The 19,366-nt window shown below is 72.9% G+C and carries 13 protein-coding genes; 7 read left to right on the forward strand and 6 right to left on the reverse strand.

From position 1 onward, the window contains the following. Positions 1-85 precede the first annotated feature (85 nt). Positions 86-523 carry a hypothetical protein gene (locus OHT52_RS20110; RefSeq protein ID WP_328721567.1) on the forward strand — a complete coding sequence of 146 codons (438 nt, stop codon included), beginning with the start codon at positions 86-88 and terminating at the stop codon, positions 521-523. A gap of 56 nt (positions 524-579) precedes the next feature. Here the strand turns inward: OHT52_RS20110 and OHT52_RS20115 are convergent, their stop codons facing one another. Beyond that, a complete protein-coding gene (locus OHT52_RS20115) occupies positions 580-2,112 on the reverse strand; it encodes a PucR family transcriptional regulator ligand-binding domain-containing protein (protein WP_443046805.1) in 1,533 nt (510 codons plus the stop codon). Between the two features lie 231 nt (positions 2,113-2,343). On the opposite strand from OHT52_RS20115, the gene OHT52_RS20120 reads away from it, so the two are divergent. From OHT52_RS20120 to OHT52_RS20130, 3 genes are all read left to right on the forward strand, one after another. Continuing rightward, positions 2,344-3,897 (forward strand): sodium:solute symporter, encoded by a 1,554-nt coding sequence (locus OHT52_RS20120; RefSeq protein ID WP_328721569.1) that lies wholly within the window; start codon positions 2,344-2,346, stop codon positions 3,895-3,897. A gap of 294 nt (positions 3,898-4,191) precedes the next feature. Beyond that, complete coding sequence (speB, locus tag OHT52_RS20125; protein WP_328721570.1) at positions 4,192-5,160, forward strand: agmatinase; 969 nt, start codon at positions 4,192-4,194, stop codon at positions 5,158-5,160. Beyond that, positions 5,157-6,839, forward strand: a complete 1,683-nt coding sequence (locus OHT52_RS20130; RefSeq protein ID WP_328721571.1) for a thiamine pyrophosphate-binding protein — start codon at positions 5,157-5,159, stop codon at positions 6,837-6,839. The genes speB and OHT52_RS20130 overlap by 4 nt, the downstream gene beginning before the upstream one ends. A 62-nt stretch (positions 6,840-6,901) precedes the next feature. Here OHT52_RS20130 and OHT52_RS20135 read toward each other — a convergent pair whose 3' ends face one another. Further along, entirely contained in the window at positions 6,902-7,267 is a 366-nt protein-coding gene (locus tag OHT52_RS20135) for a hypothetical protein (protein WP_328721572.1), read from the reverse strand. 594 nt (positions 7,268-7,861) lie between these two features. On the opposite strand from OHT52_RS20135, the gene OHT52_RS20140 reads away from it, so the two are divergent. Both OHT52_RS20140 and OHT52_RS20145 read left to right on the forward strand, forming a co-directional pair. Further along, positions 7,862-11,626: an ABC transporter ATP-binding protein gene (locus OHT52_RS20140; protein WP_328723822.1), complete on the forward strand. Its 3,765-nt coding sequence runs from the start codon at positions 7,862-7,864 to the stop codon at positions 11,624-11,626. Between the two features lie 111 nt (positions 11,627-11,737). Then, the gene (locus OHT52_RS20145) at positions 11,738-13,210 is read left to right on the forward strand and encodes a S28 family serine protease (RefSeq protein WP_328721573.1); all 1,473 of its coding nucleotides are present in this window, start codon (positions 11,738-11,740) and stop codon (positions 13,208-13,210) included. Positions 13,211-13,296: 86 nt separating this feature from the next. Here OHT52_RS20145 and OHT52_RS20150 read toward each other — a convergent pair whose 3' ends face one another. After that, complete coding sequence (locus OHT52_RS20150; protein ID WP_328721574.1) at positions 13,297-15,141, reverse strand: glycoside hydrolase family 3 protein; 1,845 nt, start codon at positions 15,139-15,141, stop codon at positions 13,297-13,299. A 148-nt stretch (positions 15,142-15,289) separates the two neighbouring features. Beyond that, positions 15,290-16,198 carry a LysR family transcriptional regulator gene (locus OHT52_RS20155; RefSeq protein ID WP_328721575.1) on the reverse strand — a complete coding sequence of 303 codons (909 nt, stop codon included), beginning with the start codon at positions 16,196-16,198 and terminating at the stop codon, positions 15,290-15,292. A 99-nt stretch (positions 16,199-16,297) separates the two neighbouring features. Here OHT52_RS20155 and OHT52_RS20160 point away from each other — a divergent pair, with 99 nt between their 5' ends. Beyond that, a complete protein-coding gene (locus tag OHT52_RS20160) occupies positions 16,298-17,203 on the forward strand; it encodes an EamA family transporter (protein WP_328721576.1) in 906 nt (301 codons plus the stop codon). A 29-nt stretch (positions 17,204-17,232) separates the two neighbouring features. On the opposite strand, the gene OHT52_RS20165 is transcribed toward OHT52_RS20160, so the two are convergent. Both OHT52_RS20165 and OHT52_RS20170 read right to left on the reverse strand, forming a co-directional pair. Further along, positions 17,233-18,021 carry a sugar phosphate isomerase/epimerase family protein gene (locus tag OHT52_RS20165; protein WP_328721577.1) on the reverse strand — a complete coding sequence of 263 codons (789 nt, stop codon included), beginning with the start codon at positions 18,019-18,021 and terminating at the stop codon, positions 17,233-17,235. 153 nt (positions 18,022-18,174) lie between these two features. Further along, positions 18,175-19,266 (reverse strand): LacI family DNA-binding transcriptional regulator, encoded by a 1,092-nt coding sequence (locus tag OHT52_RS20170; RefSeq protein ID WP_328721578.1) that lies wholly within the window; start codon positions 19,264-19,266, stop codon positions 18,175-18,177. Positions 19,267-19,366: the final 100 nt, after the last annotated feature.

Here is a 19,366-nt window from a genome sequence, read left to right on the forward strand (position 1 = left end):
AGCGGTTTTCGCCGTCACCCACCCCTCCCGCCGTGCGTCGCGCGGGTGGGGGCGAGCGGTGGGCCGTCGCTCGTACGCTGGTGCCATGAGCGACGTGTACGCGGTGGACTTCTGCCTGGACCTCAAGGCCTCCGTGGCCATCCCGGTGCTGACCGATCTGCAGTGGCACCTCGGTGTACGGGCGGACGCCGCCGAGTACGGCGAGTCCGGGGCCGCGGGGGCGTATCCCCTGCTGGCGGGTCGGGGGCCGGCGGCCCGGGTCGGGGGCGTGCTGGTGGGGGAGCTGGTGCGGACGCCCGCCGGGTGGTCGCTCACCACGCGCCAGGAGGTGCACGCCGAGTCCCTGCCCGACCTGGAATCCCTGGCCGAGCGGCTCGCCCGGCATTCCCGCACCGAGGGGGCCATCGGCGCCCTCCGCTTCCACGAGGACGACGTCCCCGTCCTTCTGGCCAACCGGTCCGGGCTCCTGGTGAAGGTGCCCCTCGCGGTCGCGGAACCCGCGCCCGCGGGGGAGCCGGAGTAGGGCGGGCGGGCCGGAGCAGGGCGGAGACGAGGCCGGGCGCACCCGGCCGGGACGGCTCACGTCAGCCGCAGGGCGAACCACAGCTCCGTCCGTACGTCCATGTCGTCCAGGTCCGTGTCCAGCAGCTCCGCGCAGCGGCCGACGCGCTGGCGGACCGTGTTGCGGTGGATCTTGAGGGCCACCGCCGTGCGGTCCCAGCTGCCGTGCAACGACAGCCAGCAGCGCAGGGTCTCCCGCAGGGTCTCGGAGAGCGGGGCGAGCAGGGTTCGGGCGTGGGCCTCGGCCGCCTCGCCGGCCAGCAGGCCGCTCAGGCCCCGGTCCGCGCGGTGCAGCAGCAACGGGGTACGGGTCGCCTCCGCGCGGGCCAGCGCCCGGGAAGCCCGGGTGTCCGCCGCCGCGAGCCCGTCCAGGGGTACGGGGTCGGAGGCGCCGAGCACCCAGCCGGGCTGCGGGGTGAGCCGGGCGGGATCGGTGAGCAGCACCCGTACCGCCTCCTCGGGGCGGCGGCCCGTGTCGACCAGGGCCGAGCCGAATGAGGCGCCGAGGGTGCCCGCGGTGAGCGGGGCGGTGCTGCCGCCGCTCGTACGGCGGGCGTGCACCACGGTCCACGGGCCGTCCGAACCGAGCAGTGGCCCCACGTCTTCGGGGGCCGCGCCGAGCAGCATCCGTACCAGCGCCGCCGAACGGTCCGCCGAGCCCGCGCCCTGGTGCGGGGCGGCCAGCAGGGAGAGCAGGACGACGGCCATCCCCGCCACGGTGTGGTCGCCGGGCTCGCGGGGGCCGGTGGCGAGGGCGAGTACCAGGCCGTGCCCGCCGCCCAGCGCGTACGCCGACAGATGGGTGCCGTCCACCGTCTCGGTGGCGGACGCGGGAGCGGCCCGGCGCTCCTGCGGGGCGACGACCCGGGCCAGCCGGGAGAGGGCGGTGCGCACCGCCGGGGCGGTACGGGCGCCTGCGGTGTGGACCTCGCCGCCCTCCGGGCTCAGCAGCACCGCGCGCCCGCCCAACTGGGCCGCCAGCTGGTGGAGCACCGCGGGCACCGGGTCGGGGCGGGCCGCCGCCGACGCGAGGGCCTGCTGCGCGCGGGCCGTCCGGCGCAACTCCTGGTGGCGGGCGTCCGCCATCAGCTGCCACACCGCCCGCGCGACCGAGGTGAACGTCGTCTCCGGCGGAACTTCCAGCAGCGGCAGCCCGTACCGCTCGCACGCCTGTGCCAGTCCCGGCGGCACGGACTCGTGCACCGGCCGCACCCCGAAGCCCAGCGCCGCCGCGCCCGCCTCCACCACCCGTGAGACGTACCGGTCCGGGTCGGTCAGCAGCACGCCCGCGCTGAGCAGCAGCTCGCCGCCCAGGAGGTAGGGGTACGGATCGGCCATCTCCGAGGTGTGCACCCAGAGGAGGTCCGCCCGCCGGGGCCCGGCGATCCGGCGCAGCCCCAGCTCCTCGCGGGCCAGCAGCGCGTCCAGGGAGACGGGCGGAGTGGGCGGCCCGGCGGGGGCCGTGGAGGGACCGGCCGGCGTGGCGGACCCGGCGGGTTCAGGGGCCGGGGAGGGACCCGTGGGGGAGTCCGGCATGGATGGTTTCTCCATCTTGTACGTCAAGGATGGAGGAAACGTACACTTCAGCGCTGCCTGGAGGCCACCTACCGTCATCAGGGCGCACGAGACGTACGCGACGCACGGGCCCACCGGGCAGACTCGCCTCCCCGTCCCGGAGACCTGGGTCTCCGGAAGGTGCCCCGCCCCGGCCGCCCGGCCGCGGGCGTGATCGCGGTACGGACCCGGCGTGCGCACCCGAGCGACTGAGATGGAGGGACGCCCATGGCCGTCGACTACGCGGTGATCGTGGTCTATCTGGCCGGCATGCTCGCCATGGGCTGGTGGGGCATGCGCCGCGCCAAGTCCAAAGCCGAGTTCCTGGTGGCCGGACGCAGGCTCGGACCCTCGATGTACTCCGGCACGATGGCCGCCATCGTCCTCGGCGGCGCTTCCACCATCGGCGGTGTCGGTCTGGGCTACCAGTACGGCCTCTCCGGGGCGTGGATGGTCGTCACCATCGGCCTCGGCCTGCTGGCCCTCTCCGTCTTCTTCTCCGCGCGGATCGCCCGGCTGAAGGTCTACACCGTCTCCGAGATGCTCGACCTCCGCTACGGCGGACGGGCCGGGCTCATCTCCGGCGTGGTCATGTGGGCGTACACCCTCATGCTCGCCGTCACCTCGACCATCGCCTACGCCACGATCTTCGACGTCATCTTCGACCTCAACCGGACCATCGCCATCATCCTCGGCGGTGCGATCGTCGTCGCGTACTCGACGCTTGGCGGCATGTGGTCGATCACGATCACGGACATGGTCCAGTTCGTCGTCAAGACGATCGGCGTGCTCCTCCTGCTGCTGCCCATCGCGGTCGTCAAGGCCGGTGGCTTCAGCGGGATGAAGGCCGAGCTGCCCACCGAGTACTTCGACCCGCTCGGCATCGGCGGCGAAACGATCTTCACCTATGTGCTGATCTACACCTTCGGCATGCTGATCGGCCAGGACATCTGGCAGCGCGTGTTCACCGCGCGCAGCGACCGTACGGCCCGCTGGGGCGGCACCGTCGCCGGTACCTACTGCCTCGTCTACGCCGTCGCCGGAGCCGTCATCGGCACCGCGGCGAAGGTGATGTACCCGAAGCTGCCGAGCGCCGACTCCGCTTTCGCCACGATCGTCAAGGACGAGCTGCCGGTCGGTGTACGCGGGCTCGTGCTGGCCGCCGCCCTCGCCGCCGTGATGTCCACCTCCTCCGGCGCGCTGATCGCCTGCGCCACCGTCGCCAACAACGACATCTGGTCCCGGCTGCGCGGCGCGATCGGCCGGGGGGCGGGGGCCCCGGACGGCGCGACGGCGGCAGGAGCCGACGGGGCCGGTGGCGCCGACGGTGGCGACGGCGGGCACGACGAGGTGCGGGGCAACCGCGTGTTCATCCTCATCATGGGCATCGCCGTCATCCTCATCGCCATCGCCCTCAACGACGTCGTCGAAGCGCTCACCGTCGCGTACAACCTCCTCGTCGCCGGTCTTCTGGTGCCGATCCTCGGCGGACTGCTCTGGCGCCGGGGTACGGCGGCCGGCGCCCTGGCCGCGGTCGGCGTCGGAGGGGTCGCGGTCGTCGTCCTGATGGGGGTGTACGGCATCCTTGCCAATGAACCCGTCTACTACGGTCTGCTCCTCTCGCTCGCCGTGTACGTCGTCGTCTCGCTGGCCACCAAGCCCACCGACCCCGCCGTGCTGAGCGCCTGGCGCGAACGACTGGCCGGACGCGACGGGATCGACGGAGGCGACGGGGACGCCCCCGCGGCCGGTACCTCCCCGCAGGAGCCGGCCACCGTGTAGACCACCCGCGCCGGTACACCCCGCCCGTGCCCCCGCCGCCGACCGCCCCCTCGGTCCGTGCGGGCGGGGGCCCGGGCACGACCGGCCGACACCCGGCCGCCACCGGTCCCAGTCCCACCGGTGGCGGCCACCGACCCACCCGCACGAGCGCCCCACCCGCTCACCGCACCACCGCTTCACCCACCCGCTCACCGCCACACCCGCCTCATGCGGAGGTCCCCCGAGACACCGCAGCCCGACCCCATCCGTGCCCCCACCCCGCACCACCCCGAACGACCCGAAAGAAGGCGCTCCATGAGCAGCAGCGAAACGCCCCGCGGCCCCATCGACTCCTCCCGTGTGCCCCGGTACGCCGGTCCCGCGACGTTCGCCCGGCTGCCCCGGCTCGACGAGGTCGGCACCACCGACGTCGCCGTCGTCGGCGTGCCCTTCGACACCGGCGTCTCCTACCGTCCCGGCGCCCGCTTCGGCGGCAACGCGATCCGCGAGGCCTCGCGCCTCCTGCGCCCCTACAACCCGGCCCAGGACGCCTCGCCGTTCGCGCTCGCCCAGGTCGCCGACGCCGGTGACATCGCCGCCAACCCGTTCAACATCAACGAGGCCGTCGAGACGATCGAGGCCGCGGCCGACGACCTGCTCTCCACCGGCGCCCGGCTGATGACCCTTGGCGGCGACCACACCATCGCCCTGCCGCTGCTGCGTTCCGTCGCCAAGAAGCACGGACCGGTCGCCCTTCTCCACTTCGACGCCCACCTGGACACCTGGGACACCTACTTCGGCGCCGAGTACACCCACGGCACGCCGTTCCGCCGGGCCGTCGAGGAAGGCATCCTCGACACCTCCGCCCTCTCCCACGTCGGCACCCGCGGCCCGCTCTACGGCAAGCAGGACCTCACCGACGACGCCAAGCTGGGCTTCGGCATCGTCACCTCCGCCGACGTGATGCGGCGCGGCGTCGACGAGATCACCGATCAGCTCCGCCAGCGCATCGGCGACCGGCCGCTCTACATCTCCATCGACATCGACGTGCTCGACCCGGCCCACGCGCCCGGCACCGGCACCCCCGAGGCCGGCGGCCTCACCTCCCGCGAGCTCCTCGAAATCGTGCGCGGCCTCTCCTCCTGCCACCTCGTCTCCGCCGACCTGGTCGAGGTGGCTCCGGCGTACGACCACGCGGAGATCACCGCCGTCGCCGCCTCGCACACCGCCTACGAGCTCACGACGATCATGTCCCGCCAGATCGCCGAGGCGCGCACGAAGTGAGCCACGACCACGACGACCGGCCCCGCCTCACCGAGGCCCAGGCCGAAGCCGCACTCAACCCGCCGCCCGGCCGCAACGGCGGTGACCTCGTCGTCGAGTCCCTCCAGGGCCTCGGCGCGACCACCGTCTTCGGCCTGCCCGGCCAGCACGCGCTCGGCATGTTCGACGCCCTGCGCCGCTCCTCCCTCTCGTACGTCGGACTCCGCGTCGAGAACAACGCGGGCTTCGCGGCCGACGCCTACGGCCGCATCACCGGAGAGGTCGCCCCGCTGCTCCTCTCCACCGGCCCCGGCGCGCTGACCTCGCTCGCCGCCCTCCAGGAGGCGGCGGCGGCCTCCGCTCCCGTGCTCGCGATCTCCAGCCAGATCCCGACCGCCGGCCTCGGCGGCGGCCGCCACGGCTACCTGCACGAACTGCGCGACCAGAAGGCCTCCTTCCGTGACGTGGTGAAGTCCGTCCACACCGTGCGGACCGCCTCACAGATCCCCTCCGCCATCGCCGCCGCCTGGGAGTCCGCCCTCACCGCCCCGCACGGGCCGGTCTGGATCGAGATCCCGCAGGACGTGCTGCTCGCCGAGACCACGCTGCCGCCGGTCTCCGCGATGGACGCCACCCCGCGCGAGCTCTACCCGCGCCCCGAGCTCACCCTCGCCGCCGCCCGGCTGCTCTCCCGCGCCGAACGCCCCGCGATCATCGCGGGCGGCGGTGTGGTCCGCTCCGACGCGAGCGGCAAGCTGCTCGCCCTCGCCGAGAAGCTGGACGCCCCGGTCGTCACCACCTTCGGCGGCAAGGGCGCCTTCCCCTGGGAGCACCCCCTTTCGCTCCAGTCCTGGCTGGAGGACCGGCACACCACCGACTTCCTGGAGTCCGCCGACGTCCTCCTCGTCATCGGCTCCGGGCTCGGCGAACTCTCCTCGAACTACCACACCTTCAGCCCCCGGGGCCGGGTCATCCAGATCGAGGCGGACGCCGGGAAGCTGGAGTCCAACCACCCCGCCCTCGGCATCCACTCCGACGCCCGCGAAGCCCTCGCCGACCTCCTGGAAGCGGTCGAGACCCGCGAGGACCCCACCGCCCCGACGCGCGTCCGGACCCTGCTGGAGCAGGTCCGGGACCGCATCGACGCCCAGGACCTCACCCTGGAGCAGCGCGTCCTCGCCTCCGTCCGCGAGGCGCTCCCGGACACCGCGCCCAGCTTCTGGGACATGACGATCCTGGCCTATTGGGCCTGGTCCGCCTTCGACTCTCGCCACCCCAACACCATGCACTCCGCCCAAGGCGCCGGCGGTCTCGGCTACGCCTTCCCGGCGGCGCTCGGAGCGGCTGCCGCCGACCCGGGGCGGCCGGTGCTCGCCGTCTCCGGCGACGGCGGCTCGATGTACTCCATCGCCGAGCTCGCCACCGCCCGCCAGTACGACCTCCCGGTCACCTGGCTGATCGTCGACGACGGCGGCTACGGCATCCTGCGCGAGTACATGACGGGCGCATTCGGCGAGGCCACCGCCACCGAGCTGGCCCGGCCGGACTTCGTCGCCCTCGCCGAGTCCTTCGGCGTCCCGGCCGTCCGCACCACACCGGACGACCTCGCCGCCGACCTGGCGAAGGCGCTCGCCGCGCCCGGCCCGTCCGTGGTCGTGCTCCCGGCGCTGCTCAAGATGTTCGCCCCGACGCATCTGTAGCCGCGCCCGCGGACGCACCGGAGCAGCGATGATCCGGGAGGCAGGGCCGGTGTGTGCTGGTCTCAGCGCACACCGGCCTTCTTCTCGATGAGGGCTATCTGGTCCTCGCGCCCCCGCAGGAATTCCGCCTGTCCCTTCGTGTCGAGACTTCCGGGGAATTCCCTCGCCACCGGCATCGCGTCCGGCAGCATCCCGAACACCGTGTCGACCGATTCGACCGGATGCTTGCGCCGCGCGTCCATGTAGTACTTTCCTGCGAGGGCAAGCGCCTCCCGGAGATGGCCCAGAGGCTTCTCGGCGGTCCTGACGCGGTGCCCGTCCTCGCCGAGCCGCACTCCGCCGCCCGGGCTCAGGCGTTGCAGCACTTCGAGCACCGCGTACACGCGGCCGCTGCGGTACGCGTCCGTCCTCGTCATGTCGTCGGTCATGGAACGTCCCCCGTCCCTCCGGCCGGAGTGCCCAGCCCTTCGGGAGACCCGAATGCGCCGAAGACTCCGACATCCCTGACGTCCTGGCTCCACCCCTCCGGCGGAGCCCGTCGCCGTCTTGGTCACCCAGCGTAGTCGTGGTCGAACGTGCGTAGGGGGTTCGGCGGCCGACTTCAGTCGATCGGGTGATGTACCGCAGGACCATTGACCGACGTTTGTTGCAGCGGGATGAAATCCGCAGCCCAGGGCGTTGGTGCGTTGCGGAAGATCAGAGGGAGTGACGTCACGCGACAGCACGTTCGCAGGCGGCAGCAGGGCGATCGGGAGGCATCGGTGGCGGGCGCGGAACAACGGGGCAGTGGCGAACAATCATCCGGGGGACAGGACACCGGACGACCCGGGGTCACCGGCCAGGAGACCACCGGCCGGTCGACCCCGGGCCAGGAGACCTCCGGCCAGAACACCACCGGCCGGTCGACCCCGGGCCAGAACACCTCCGGCCAGAACACCACCGGCCGGAAGACCGGCCGCGAGACCGACGCCCGGAAGACCCCCGGCCACGGGGCCCCCGCCCCCCAGGGCTGGGCCCGCCGCCTGACCGGATACGCGTGGCGGTACCGCCGTGACGTGATCCTGGCGCTCGGCGCCTCCCTCGCCGGGATGGCCGTGATGGCCCTCGTGCCGCTGATCACCAAGGTGATCATCGACGACGTCGTCACCGCGCACACCCGCTCGCTCGCCGTCTGGACCGGCCTGCTGATAGGAGCGGCGGTCGTCATCTACGCCACCGCCTTCGTCCGCCGCTACTACGGCGGACGGCTCGCGCTCGACGTGCAGCACGACCTCCGTACCGAGATGTACGCGACGATCACCAAGCTCGACGGCAGACGCCAGGACGAGCTCTCCACCGGCCAGGTCGTCGGCCGCGCCACCAGCGACCTCCAGCTCATCCAGAGCCTGCTGTTCATGCTCCCGATGACCATCGGGAACATCCTGCTCTTCCTCGTCTCCCTGGTGATCATGGCGTGGCTCTCGCCGCTGCTGACCCTGGTCGCCGTCGCCGTCGCACCCGCCATCTGGTTCATCGCCCGCCGCTCCCGGGCCCGCCTCTTCCCGGCCACCTGGTACGCCCAGAGCCAGGCCGCCGCCGTAGCCGGAGTGGTCGACGGGGCCGTCTCCGGCGTCCGGGTCGTCAAGGGGTTCGGCCAGGAGGGGCAGGAGACCGGGAAGCTCCGCGAGGTCGGCCGGCGGCTGTTCGCGGGCCGGATGCGCACCATCCGGCTGAACGCCCGCTACACCCCCGCCCTCCAGGCCGTGCCCGCGCTCGGGCAGGTCGCGATGCTGGCGCTCGGCGGCTGGCTGGCGACCCGGGGCGAGATCACCCTCGGCACGTTCGTCGCGTTCTCCTCGTACCTCGCCCAGCTCGTCGGCCCGGTCCGGATGCTCGCCGTGGTCCTCACCGTGGGCCAGCAGGCCCGCGCCGGTGTGGACCGGGTGCTGGAGCTGATCGACACCGAGCCGACGTTCGCCGACGGCACCGAGGAGCTGCCGGCCGACGCCCCGGCCGGTGTCGAGTTCGACGACGTGAGCTTCGGCTACGGCACGCCCCCGGGCGCCCCCGCGGCGGACCCCGGCCTCGGCGCGGACACCGCGCACACCGCCCACGTGGAGGACGGCGAGGAGACCCACTACCGCCCCGTCCTGCAGGGCTTCTCCCTCTCCATCGCCCCCGGTGAGACCGTCGCCCTGGTCGGCGCCTCCGGAAGCGGCAAGTCCACCGTCTCCCTGCTGCTGCCGCGCTTCTACGACGTGACGCACGGCGCCGTCCTCGTCGGCGGCCACGACGTCCGCGAGCTGACCCTCGACTCCCTGCGCGCCGCCATCGGGCTCGTCCCCGAGGACAGCTTCCTCTTCTCCGAGAGCGTCGGCGCCAACATCGCCTACGGCCGCCCCGACGCCACCCAGGAGCAGATCGAGGCCGCCGCCCGCGCCGCGCAGGCCGACCGTTTCATCGCCGAGCTGCCGAACGGCTACGACACCAAGGTCGGCGAGCACGGCCTCACCCTCTCCGGCGGGCAGCGCCAGCGCGTCGCCCTGGCCCGCGCGATCCTCACCGACCCCCGGCTGCTCGTCCTGGACGACGCCACCTCGGCCGTCGACGCCCGCGTGGAGCACGAGATCCACGAGACCCTGCGGCAGGTGATGGCGGGCCGCACCACCCTGCTCATCGCCCACCGCCGCTCCACCCTCGGCCTCGCCGACCGCATCGCCGTCCTGGACGACGGGCGGCTCTCCGACGTCGGCACCCACGAGGAGCTGGAGCGGCGCTCCGCGCTCTACCGCCGGCTGCTCACCGACCCCGACGAGCTGGGCGGCACCTCGCCCGGCCACCAGCCGCCGCGCGTCCCGCCCCTGGAGGACGACCGCACGCTCCAGGAGGAGATGGAGGCGGAGTTCGACGCCGAACGCGGCATCACCCCGGCCCTCTGGATCCGCAAGGAGCAGGAGCGCGACCGGGCCACCGCGGGGATGCCCGCCACACCGGAGCTGCTCGCCCAGGTGGAGGCGCTGCCGCCCGCCACCGACGTCCCGGACATCGACGAGGACCGGGCCGTCCGCCCGGAGGACTCGTACGGCCTGCGCAGACTGCTGCGCGGCTTCGGGGCGGTGCTGCTCGTCAGCCTCGCGCTGGTGGCCGTGGACGCCGGGATGGGGCTGCTGCTGCCGGTGCTGATCCGCCACGGCATCGACTCGGGCGTCACGCAGATGTCCACCGGCGCGATCTGGACGGCCTCGCTCCTCGCGCTGGCCGCCGTCGTCGTGCAGTGGGCGGCGCAGATCGGGGAGACCCGCAAGACCGGCCGTACCGGTGAGCGGGTGCTGTACTCGCTGCGGCTCAAGATCTTCTCGCAGCTCCAGCGGCTCGGCCTCGACTACTACGAGCGTGAGCTGACCGGCCGGATCATGACCAGGATGACGACGGACGTGGACGCCCTGTCCTCGTTCCTGCAGACCGGTCTGGTCACGGCGTTCGTCTCGGCCGTCACCTTCTTCGGGATCATGGCGGTCCTGCTGGTCCTGGACCTGCAACTGGCCCTCGTCGTCTTCGCCACCCTGCCGTTCCTGATCGCCGGGACCGTCGTGTTCCGACGCAAGAGCGTGGCCGCGTACCAGCTGGCCCGTGAGCGCATCGGCGCGGTCAACGCCGACCTCCAGGAGTCCGTCTCCGGGCTGCGGATCGTGCAGGCGTTCAACCGCGAGCGGGACGGCGCGGCGCGGTTCGCGGAGCGCAGCACCAGCTACCGGCAGGCGCGGGTCCGCGGCCAGTGGCTGATCTCGGTGTACTTCCCGTTCGTCCAGCTGCTCTCCTCCGTCGCCTCGGCCGCCGTGCTGATCGTCGGAGCGGGCCGGGTCGACGACGGGACGCTGATGGTGGGCGCGCTCGTCGCCTATCTGCTCTACATCGACCTGTTCTTCGCCCCCGTGCAGCAGCTCTCCCAGGTCTTCGACGGCTACCAGCAGGCGACCGTCTCGCTCGGCCGCATCCAGGAGCTGCTGCGGGAGCCCACCTCGACCGCCGATCCCGACGAGCCGGTGGAGCTGACCGAGCTGCGGGGCGACATCGCGTTCGAGGACGTGTCCTTCGCGTACGGGGGCGAGGAGGAGGCCCTCACCGGCATCGACCTGCGCATTCCGGCCGGGCAGACCGTGGCGTTCGTCGGTGAGACGGGTGCGGGCAAGTCCACGCTGGTCAAGCTGGTCGCCCGGTTCTACGACCCGACGTCCGGCCGGGTCACCGCGGACGGGACCGATCTGCGGCAGCTCGACATGACGGAGTACCGGCACCACCTCGGGGTCGTCCCGCAGGAGTCGTACCTCTTCCCCGGCACGGTCCGCGACGCCATCGCGTACGGCATCCCGGACGCCTCCGACGCACGGGTGGAGGCGGCGGCCCGGGCGGTCGGCGCGCACGACATGATCGCGACGCTGGACGGCGGCTACCTCCACGAGGTCGCGGAGCGTGGCCGCAACCTCTCCGCAGGACAGCGCCAGCTGATCGCGCTGGCCCGTGCCGAGCTGGTCGATCCCGACGTGCTGCTGCTCGACGAGGCCACCGCCTCCCTGGACCTGGCCAGCGAGGCCCTGGTGAACCAGGCGACCGACCGGCTCACCGGCCGCCGCACCACGCTGGTGGTCGCCCACCGGCTGACCACGGCGGCGCGCGCGGACCGGGTCGTGGTGATGGAGCACGGCCGGGTGGTGGAGGACGGTACGCACGACGAACTCCTCGCCCTCCAGGGCCGGTACGCCCGGCTGTGGCGCACCTTCATAGGGGAGGACGAGCCCGCCGCCGTCTGAGCGGCACCCCGACACGCCCTGGCCGCGCCGCGCCGGGGCAACTGGGTCTGGCGTGGTGCGTGTTGCTCCCGCTAGGTTCACGGCCAACGTCGTGAACCCAGGGGAGTGCGTATGCGCAAGACGCTCAGAGGTGTTCTGTCGCTCGCGTTGCTGATCGGCACGGTCGGTGCGACAGGCGCCTCGGCCGGAGCGGCCACCGCCGCGCAGCCGGCCGCGGAGCGGACGGGGACCGCCGCGACCGCCGACAGCGCGGACATCAGGGACCGCATCCTCGCCATACCGGGCATGAGCCTGATCGAGGAGAAGCCGGTCACCGGCTACCGCTACTTCGTCCTCGGCTACACGCAGCCGATCGACCACCGCCACCCGTCCAAGGGCACGTTCCAGCAGCGGATCACCCTGCTGCACAAGGACACCTCGCGGCCCACGGTCTTCTTCACCAGCGGGTACAACGTCTCCACCTCGGCGAGCCGCAGCGAGCCCACCCGGATCGTGGACGGCAACCAGGTCTCCCTGGAGTACCGGTTCTTCACGCCCTCGCGCCCCCAGCCCGCCGACTGGTCCAAGCTCGACATCTGGCAGGCGGCCAGTGACCAGCACCGGGTGTACACCGCGCTGAAGAAGATCTACAGCCAGAACTGGCTGGCCACCGGCGGCTCCAAGGGCGGCATGACCGCGACCTACTACGAGCGCTACTACCCGAAGGACATGGACGGCGTCGTCGCCTACGTCGCACCGAACGACGTGGTGAACGACGAGGACTCCGCGTACGACCGCTTCTTCGGATCGGTCGGCACGAAGGAGTGCCGCGACAAGCTGAGCGGCGTCCAGCGCGAGGCCCTGATCCGGCGTGCGCCCCTGGAGGAGAAGTACGCGGCGTACGCGGCGGAGAACGGCTACACCTTCACCACCGTGGGCACCCTCGACAGGGCGTACGAGGCCGTCGTCATGGACTACGTCTGGGCGTTCTGGCAGTACAGCAAGGTCGCCGACTGCGCGACCCTGCCGGCCGACGCCACGACCGCCACCGACCAGGAGATCTGGGACTCGGTCGACGCCATCTCGGGCTTCTCCGCCTACGCCGACCAGGGACTGGAGACGTACACGCCGTACTACTACCAGGCCGGTACCCAGCTCGGTTCGCCCGACATCGCCCAGCCGTGGCTCGGCATGCTGAGCCGGTACGGCTACCAGCCGCCGCGCAACTTCGTGCCGCGCTCCATCCCCATGACCTTCCAGAAGGGCGTCATGCGGGACGTGGACTCCTGGGTCACCCACCACGCCACCCGGATGATGTACGTCTACGGGCAGAACGACCCGTGGGGCGCCGAGCGGTTCGCCCCCGGCAAGGGCTCCCGCGACTCCTACGTCTACACCCAGCCCGGCGGCAACCACGGCTCGAACGTGGCGGGCCTGGTGGCCGACGAGAGCGCGGCGGCCACCGCGACCATCCTGCGGTGGGCGGGCGTCACCCCCGCCGCCGTCGCCGCCGACCCCGCGAAGGCGGCCCCGCTGGCGACGTACGACACCCGCCTCGACAAGCAGGACGAGCAGCTGAACCGCCGGCACACCCGGCGTCCCTGACCCGCACCACGCACAGCGCCCGGCGCGCGCCCGCTTCCACAGCGGGCGCGCGCCGGGCGCGTTTCGGGGCAGGGCCCGACCGGTGCTCAGTACTCCAGGCCGTGGCCCACCGGGTACAGCACCTGTGACGGGTCGTCCGCGCGCTGCACCGGGACGGGCAGCCGCCCGCCCGGTTCGGCGTGGCCCGCGATCACCCGTGCGGCGGCGCGCAGTTCGACGTCGGTCCAGGAGTACGACGCGAGGCTCGCCGCGTACCCCGTACCCGCCAGCTGCGCGATGTCGTACGGGTTGCGGATCGCGACCGTGACGACCGGGACCCCCGTCGCGGCCAGTGCGCTCACCAGGGTGCGCTGCGAGCTGGTCGCCGTCACGTTGTACGTGCCGACCACGACCGCGTCCTTGCCCGCCGCTGCCGCCACCGCCTCGGCGATCTTCGCGGCGGTCGGCGCCGTCCCGGTGGACAGGGCCCTCGCCGTGTGGCCGAGCGCGGTGAACTCCGCGGCCAGCGTGGTGGTCGGCGGACCGGTCGTACCGGACGGGGATGCCGGGTCCGCGCCCACCACCAGGATGTTCCGGTGGCTGCGCCGGGAGAGCGGCAGCAGACCGGTGGGGTCGGCCAGCAGCGTGGTGGTGTGCTCGGCGATCCGGTCGGCGGCGGCCAGGTGCGCCCGGGTACCGACGACCTTGTCCACCTGCGAGTCCTTGACGAACGGGTCCTGGAAGAGCCCGAGCTTCGCCTTCAGCCGCAAGATCCGCAGAACCGATTCGTCAATGCGGGCCTCGGTGAGTTCGCCGCTCCGTACGGCGTTCACCACCGCGTTCCACGCGACGTCCAGACCCGGCGGGTTGAGCAGCTGGTCGACGCCCGCCTCCAGCGCCAGGACCGGCACGCGCGCGTCGCCGTACTTGGTGCGCACGCCCTCCATGCCGAGGGCGTCCGTCACCACCACTCCGTCGTAACCGAGTTCCTCGCGCAGGATGCCCGTCAGGATCGGCCGGGACAGGGTGGCCGGGTCCTCGGACGGGTCGAGCGCGGGGACCACGATGTGCGCGGTCATGATCGAGTCGATGCCCGCCGCGACGGCCGCCCGGAACGGCGGCGCGTCCAGCTCGGCCCACTGCTCGCGGGTGTGGGTGATGACCGGCAGCCCGGTGTGGCTGTCGGTGCTGGTGTCGCCGTGCCCGGGGAAGTGCTTGGCCGTCGAGGCGATCCCGGCGCCCTGGTACCCCTTCACCTGCGCGGCGACCATCCCCGCCACGGACTCCGGGTCGGCGCCGAAGGAGCGTACGCCGATGACGGGGTTGGCCGGATTGACGTTGACGTCGGCGTCGGGTGCGTAGTTCTGGTTGATGCCGAGGGCGGCCAGCTCGGTGCCCGCGATCCGGGCGGCCCGGCGGGCGTCGGCGCGCGAACCGCCCGCCCCCAGCGCCATCGCGCCCGGCAGCAGGGTGGCCGGTTCGCCGACCCGGCAGACGATGCCGTGCTCCTGGTCGGTGGAGACCAGCAGCGGCACCTTCGACGGACCGGCGAGCGCGGCCCGCTGGATGCCGTTGGAGAGCGCCGCGATCTGGTGCGGGTCACGGGTGTTGTGCGCCCACGTGAAGTAGATGATCCCGCCGACGTGGTACTTCGCGATCATCTCGGCGGCCGTACGGACCCCGATCTCGGCGAGGTTGGCGTCGATGTCCGCCTGGTCCGGCTCGGTGGCGGAGTGGCCGTACACCCGCATCACGAAGAGCTGGCCGACCTTCTCCTCAAGGCTCATCCCGGCGATCATCCGCCGGAGTCGGTCCACGGGGACGTGGCGGGGATCCGCCCGGTCCGTCCGGTCCGCCGCGGCGGCCGGAATCGCGACGGCGCCGGTGGCCGCCGCCGCCGCGCCGGCCGCTGCCGCGGCGAGGAGGGTGCGTCTGGAGGTGCGGTGGTGCACGTGAGCCCCTTCCGGTACTGAAAGAAACTTCCAAGAAGGTACGGATATATGGAAAGTAACTTCCGGTCAAGGGTCCTCGCCCGGCCGCACTGTCACCGCACCGGACGATTGCGGGCAAATGAACGCAGGAGCCCGCCGCGCGCCTCCGTCAGGTCAACCCGATCGTCCGCCCGCGCGCCAGCAGCGCCGCCACCGCCGCCGTGATCGCCGGACGGCGGGCCGCCCCCGTCCGCCAGAGCGCGTACAGCCTGCGCACCGGTACGGGATCGAGCCGCACCGCCACCACGTCCTCCGGCAGCGGTCCCCGCCCCAGGCGCGGGATCATCGCGACCCCCAGCCCGGCGGCGACGAGGGCCAGCTGCGTATGGTTCTCCTCCGCCCGGTGCCGGATGTCGGGCTCGTACCCCGCCGCCCGCAGTGTGCGCAGGAGCCAGTCGTGGCAGACCGTGCCGGGCGGCTGGCAGATCCACCGCTCCCGCGCCAGCTCCTCGCGGAGCACCGCGTCCCGCCCCGCCAGCGCGTGACCCCGGGGTACCAGCAGATCGCACCGGTCGTCACCGATCACCGCCTGCTCCAGCCCTTCCGGCGCCGGCAGCGGCGCGATGTCCCAGTCGTGCGCGACGGCCAGATCGATCACGCCCTTGGCCACCAGGTCCACCGACAGATGCGGGTCCACCTCCGTCAACCGGGCCTCCATCGTGGGGTGGTCCCGCTCCAGGGCGGCCAGCACGCCCGGCAGCAGCCCGCGCGCGGCGGAGGCGAACGCGCCGATCGACAGCTGACCCGTCGCCAGCCCCCGGCGCTCCTCCAGCGTCGTCTGCGTCCGCTCCATGAGTGCCATCAACTCCTGCGCGGCGGACGCGAGATGGAGTGCCTCCTCGGTCAGTGCGACACCGCGTCCGCGCCGCTCCAGCAGGGTCGTGCGGGTCTCCCGCTCCAGCTTGGTGATCTGCTGGGAGATCGCGGACGGGGTGTAACCGAGCGCCGAGGCGGCACCCGCGACCGAACCGTGCACCGAGACGGCGTGCAGCGCGCGCAGCCGGGCGAGATCGAGCATCGTGGCCTCCGGAAGTCGACGACTCTTCAGCAACGCTCACGTTCACCATGAAGAAAGCGGTGCTGGTGCTTAACAGTACGGGCGGACGATGCTCCTCCCATGCGTCCCTCCCACATCGCCCTGGCCGTCCTCGTGACCGCCCTCTGGGGTGTGAACTTCGTCGTCGTCGAGCTGGGGCTCGACCACTTCCCGCCCCTCCTCTTCTCCGCGCTGCGCTTCCTGGTCGCCGCGCTGCCCGCCGTCTTCTTCGTGGGACCCCCCAAGGTCGCCCGGAAGTGGATCGTGGGCGTCGGTCTCGCGCTCGGGGTCGCCAAGTTCGGCCTGCTCTTCGTCGGCATGGACCAGGGAATGGGCGCCGGGCTCTCCTCGCTCGTCCTCCAGGTCCAGGCGGTCTTCACCGCGCTCTTCGCCGCGGTCGCCCTCGGGGAGCGTCCGGGCAGGGTCCGACTGGCCGGGATGGGGGTGGCGCTCGCCGGGATCGCGGTCGCCGCCGTCGACGAAGGGGCGAGCGGCCCGGTGCTCGCGTTCGCGCTGGTCGTCGCGGCGGCGGCGTTCTGGGGCGTGTCGAACGTACTCACCCGCAAGGCCGCCCCGCCGGACTCCCTCAACTTCATGGTGTGGGTCTCGACCGTGCCCGTCCTGCCCCTGCTCGGCCTCTCCCTGCTCTTCGAGGGGTGGGACCGGGACACGGACGCGCTCGCCGCGATGGACTGGACCGGCGCGGGCGTACTCGTCTACGTCGCCTGGATCTCCACCGTCTTCGGCTTCGGCGCCTGGGGATTCCTGCTCCGCCACCACCCGGCGTCCACGGTCGCGCCGTTCACCCTGCTCGTGCCGGTCTTCGGGATGTCCTCGGCGGCGCTGCTGCTGGACGAGTCGGTGAGCCCGCTGCGGTGGTGCGCGGCGGCCCTGCTGGTCGGCGGGGTGGCCGTGACCTCCCTCGGAGGGCGGTGGCGCGAGCCGGTGCTCGCCGCCGCGCCGGAGGCGCGCGGGGCGCGGGCCTGAGAGCGGCCCGCGCCCGCACGGTCAGGGGGTCACTGCTTCGGCGCGCCCACCCGCAGCAGGAACTCCCGCCCGGCGGACAGCAGTCCGGGCAGCTCCGGGATCTCCGGGTACCAGCGCTTCTCGTACTCCCAGCAGACCCAGGTGTCCGGGTCCAGCGTGTCCAGGCACTCCGTCAGCGGCAGCACGCCCTCGCCGAGCGCCAGCGGTGTGGTGTCCTTCGCCGAGGCGATGTCCTTGACCTGTACGTAGCCGAGGTGCGGGGCCAGGACCAGGTGGCTGTCGACCGGGCTCTCGCCCGACAGCCAGGTGTGCATGACGTCCCAGATCACGCCGACCCGGGCGTGCCCGACCGTCCCGGCCACGCGGGCCGCGTCGGCGCCCGCCCGGTGCGAGTCGTGGGTCTCCAGCAAGATGGTCACCCCCCGGTCCTCGGCGTCCGGCGCGGCGGCCCCGAGCCGGCGGGCCGCCGTCGCGTCGGCGGTCTCCGGGTCCTGGTCGCCGCCACCGGGGAACACCCGGACGTACGGCGCCCCGAGGTCGTGGGCGAGCGCCACCAGCTCGGCGAGCTGCGCCACGACCGCCTCGTCGTCGCCCTCGGCCGCGACCCGGACGTACCCGGCGACCGTGAGGATCTCCACACCGGCCTTCTCGAACTCCGCGACCACCTGAGCACGTTCGAGGGGCGAGAGCCCCGGGTTCACCGGCTCCTCGGGGTGGGCGCGCAGCTCCACCCCCTGGTAGCCGTGCTCGACGGCGAGCCGTACGACCTCGTCGATGGGCGTCCCCGGCACTCCGAGGGTCGAGAAAGCGAGCTTCACGTGGGTGTTCCTTCCGTCGGTCGGTCTTCGTACCGTCGTGCCCGTCGGCTCCCGCCAGGGCTTCCCGGGCGGTACGCCTACCCCTGCCCGCCGCCCGGTATCCGATGCGTCGACCACCGTACAGACAGCGCTTTCTACAGGGTGGTGGCGCCCTCAGGCCGGCCGGTCCCCGCGCGGCGGCGCCGTCGACCCGCGCACCATCAGCTCGGCGCGAATCGTCGCGATGCCGCCGGGCGGCGGGGTCTCCGTGCCCATGGCGAGGCGTCCCGCCCGCGCCCCCGCCTCGTACAGCGGCAGCCGGACCGTGGTGAGGGCCGGGACGGTGTCCACCGAGAACGGCAGGTCGTCGAAGCCGGCCACCGAGACGTCCTCGGGGATGCGCAGCCCTTGTTCGCGCACGGCCGCGCTCGCGCCCAGGGCCACCGAGTCGTTGGCGCCGACGATGGCGGTCACCCCCGGTTCGCGGCGCAGGAGTTCGAGGGTGGCCTCGTAGCCGGAGCGGCGGTCGTAGGGGCCGTGGACGGTCAGCCGGTCGTTCTCGGGGGAAGCGGCCGAGCCGGTCAGCCCCGCCGCCCGCATCGCCGCGCGGTGGCCCTCCAGGCGGTGGCGGGTGGTGGTGCGTTCCTGGGGGCCCGCGACGTAACCGATCCGGCGGTGGCCCAGTGAGATCAGGTGCTCGGTCAGGCGTCGGCCGCCGCCCCGGTTGTCGAAGGTGAGGGCGGCCGCCACCGCGTCGTTCTCGGGCAGCGGGGGCCGCCCGCAGAACACGATGCGGGTGCCCGCGTCGGCGAGCCGCCCCAGCTTCGCGGCCATCGCCGCCTGGTGCGCCGGGTCCTCCAGCGCGCCGCCGGTGAGGACGACGGCCGCCGCGCGCTGGCGCTGGAGGAGGGTGAGGTAGGTGAGTTCGCGCTCGGGGGAGCCGCCGGTGTTGCAGACGACTGCCAGCTTCTCGCCGCCCGCTCGGGCGGTGCCGTCGCCGGGGACGCCGATCTCCGACTGAGCGGCGCCCGCCATGATGCCGAAGAACGGGTCCGCGATGTCGTTGACGAGGATGCCGACCAGGTCGGAGGTGGCGGCGGCGAGGGAGCTGGCCGGTCCGTTGAGCACGTAGTCCAGGTCGTCCACGGCGCGCAGCACGCGTTCGCGCGTCGTGGCGGCGACGGGGTAATTGCCGTTGAGGACGCGGGAGACGGTGGCCGGGGACACCCGGGCGCGTGCCGCGACGTCCGCCAGGGTGACTGTCATCGTGTCTGTTCTCCTCGGAGTTCGGTCGCGGCGCCCCTCTTGTCCGGGCCGCTGTCGGCAGGCTAGCTTCTTACACGATAGAAAGCGCTTGCTACGGCAG

It is taken from the genome of Streptomyces sp. NBC_00247 (genome assembly GCF_036188265.1).
In the GTDB taxonomy this organism is placed as follows: Bacteria; Actinomycetota; Actinomycetes; order Streptomycetales; family Streptomycetaceae; genus Streptomyces.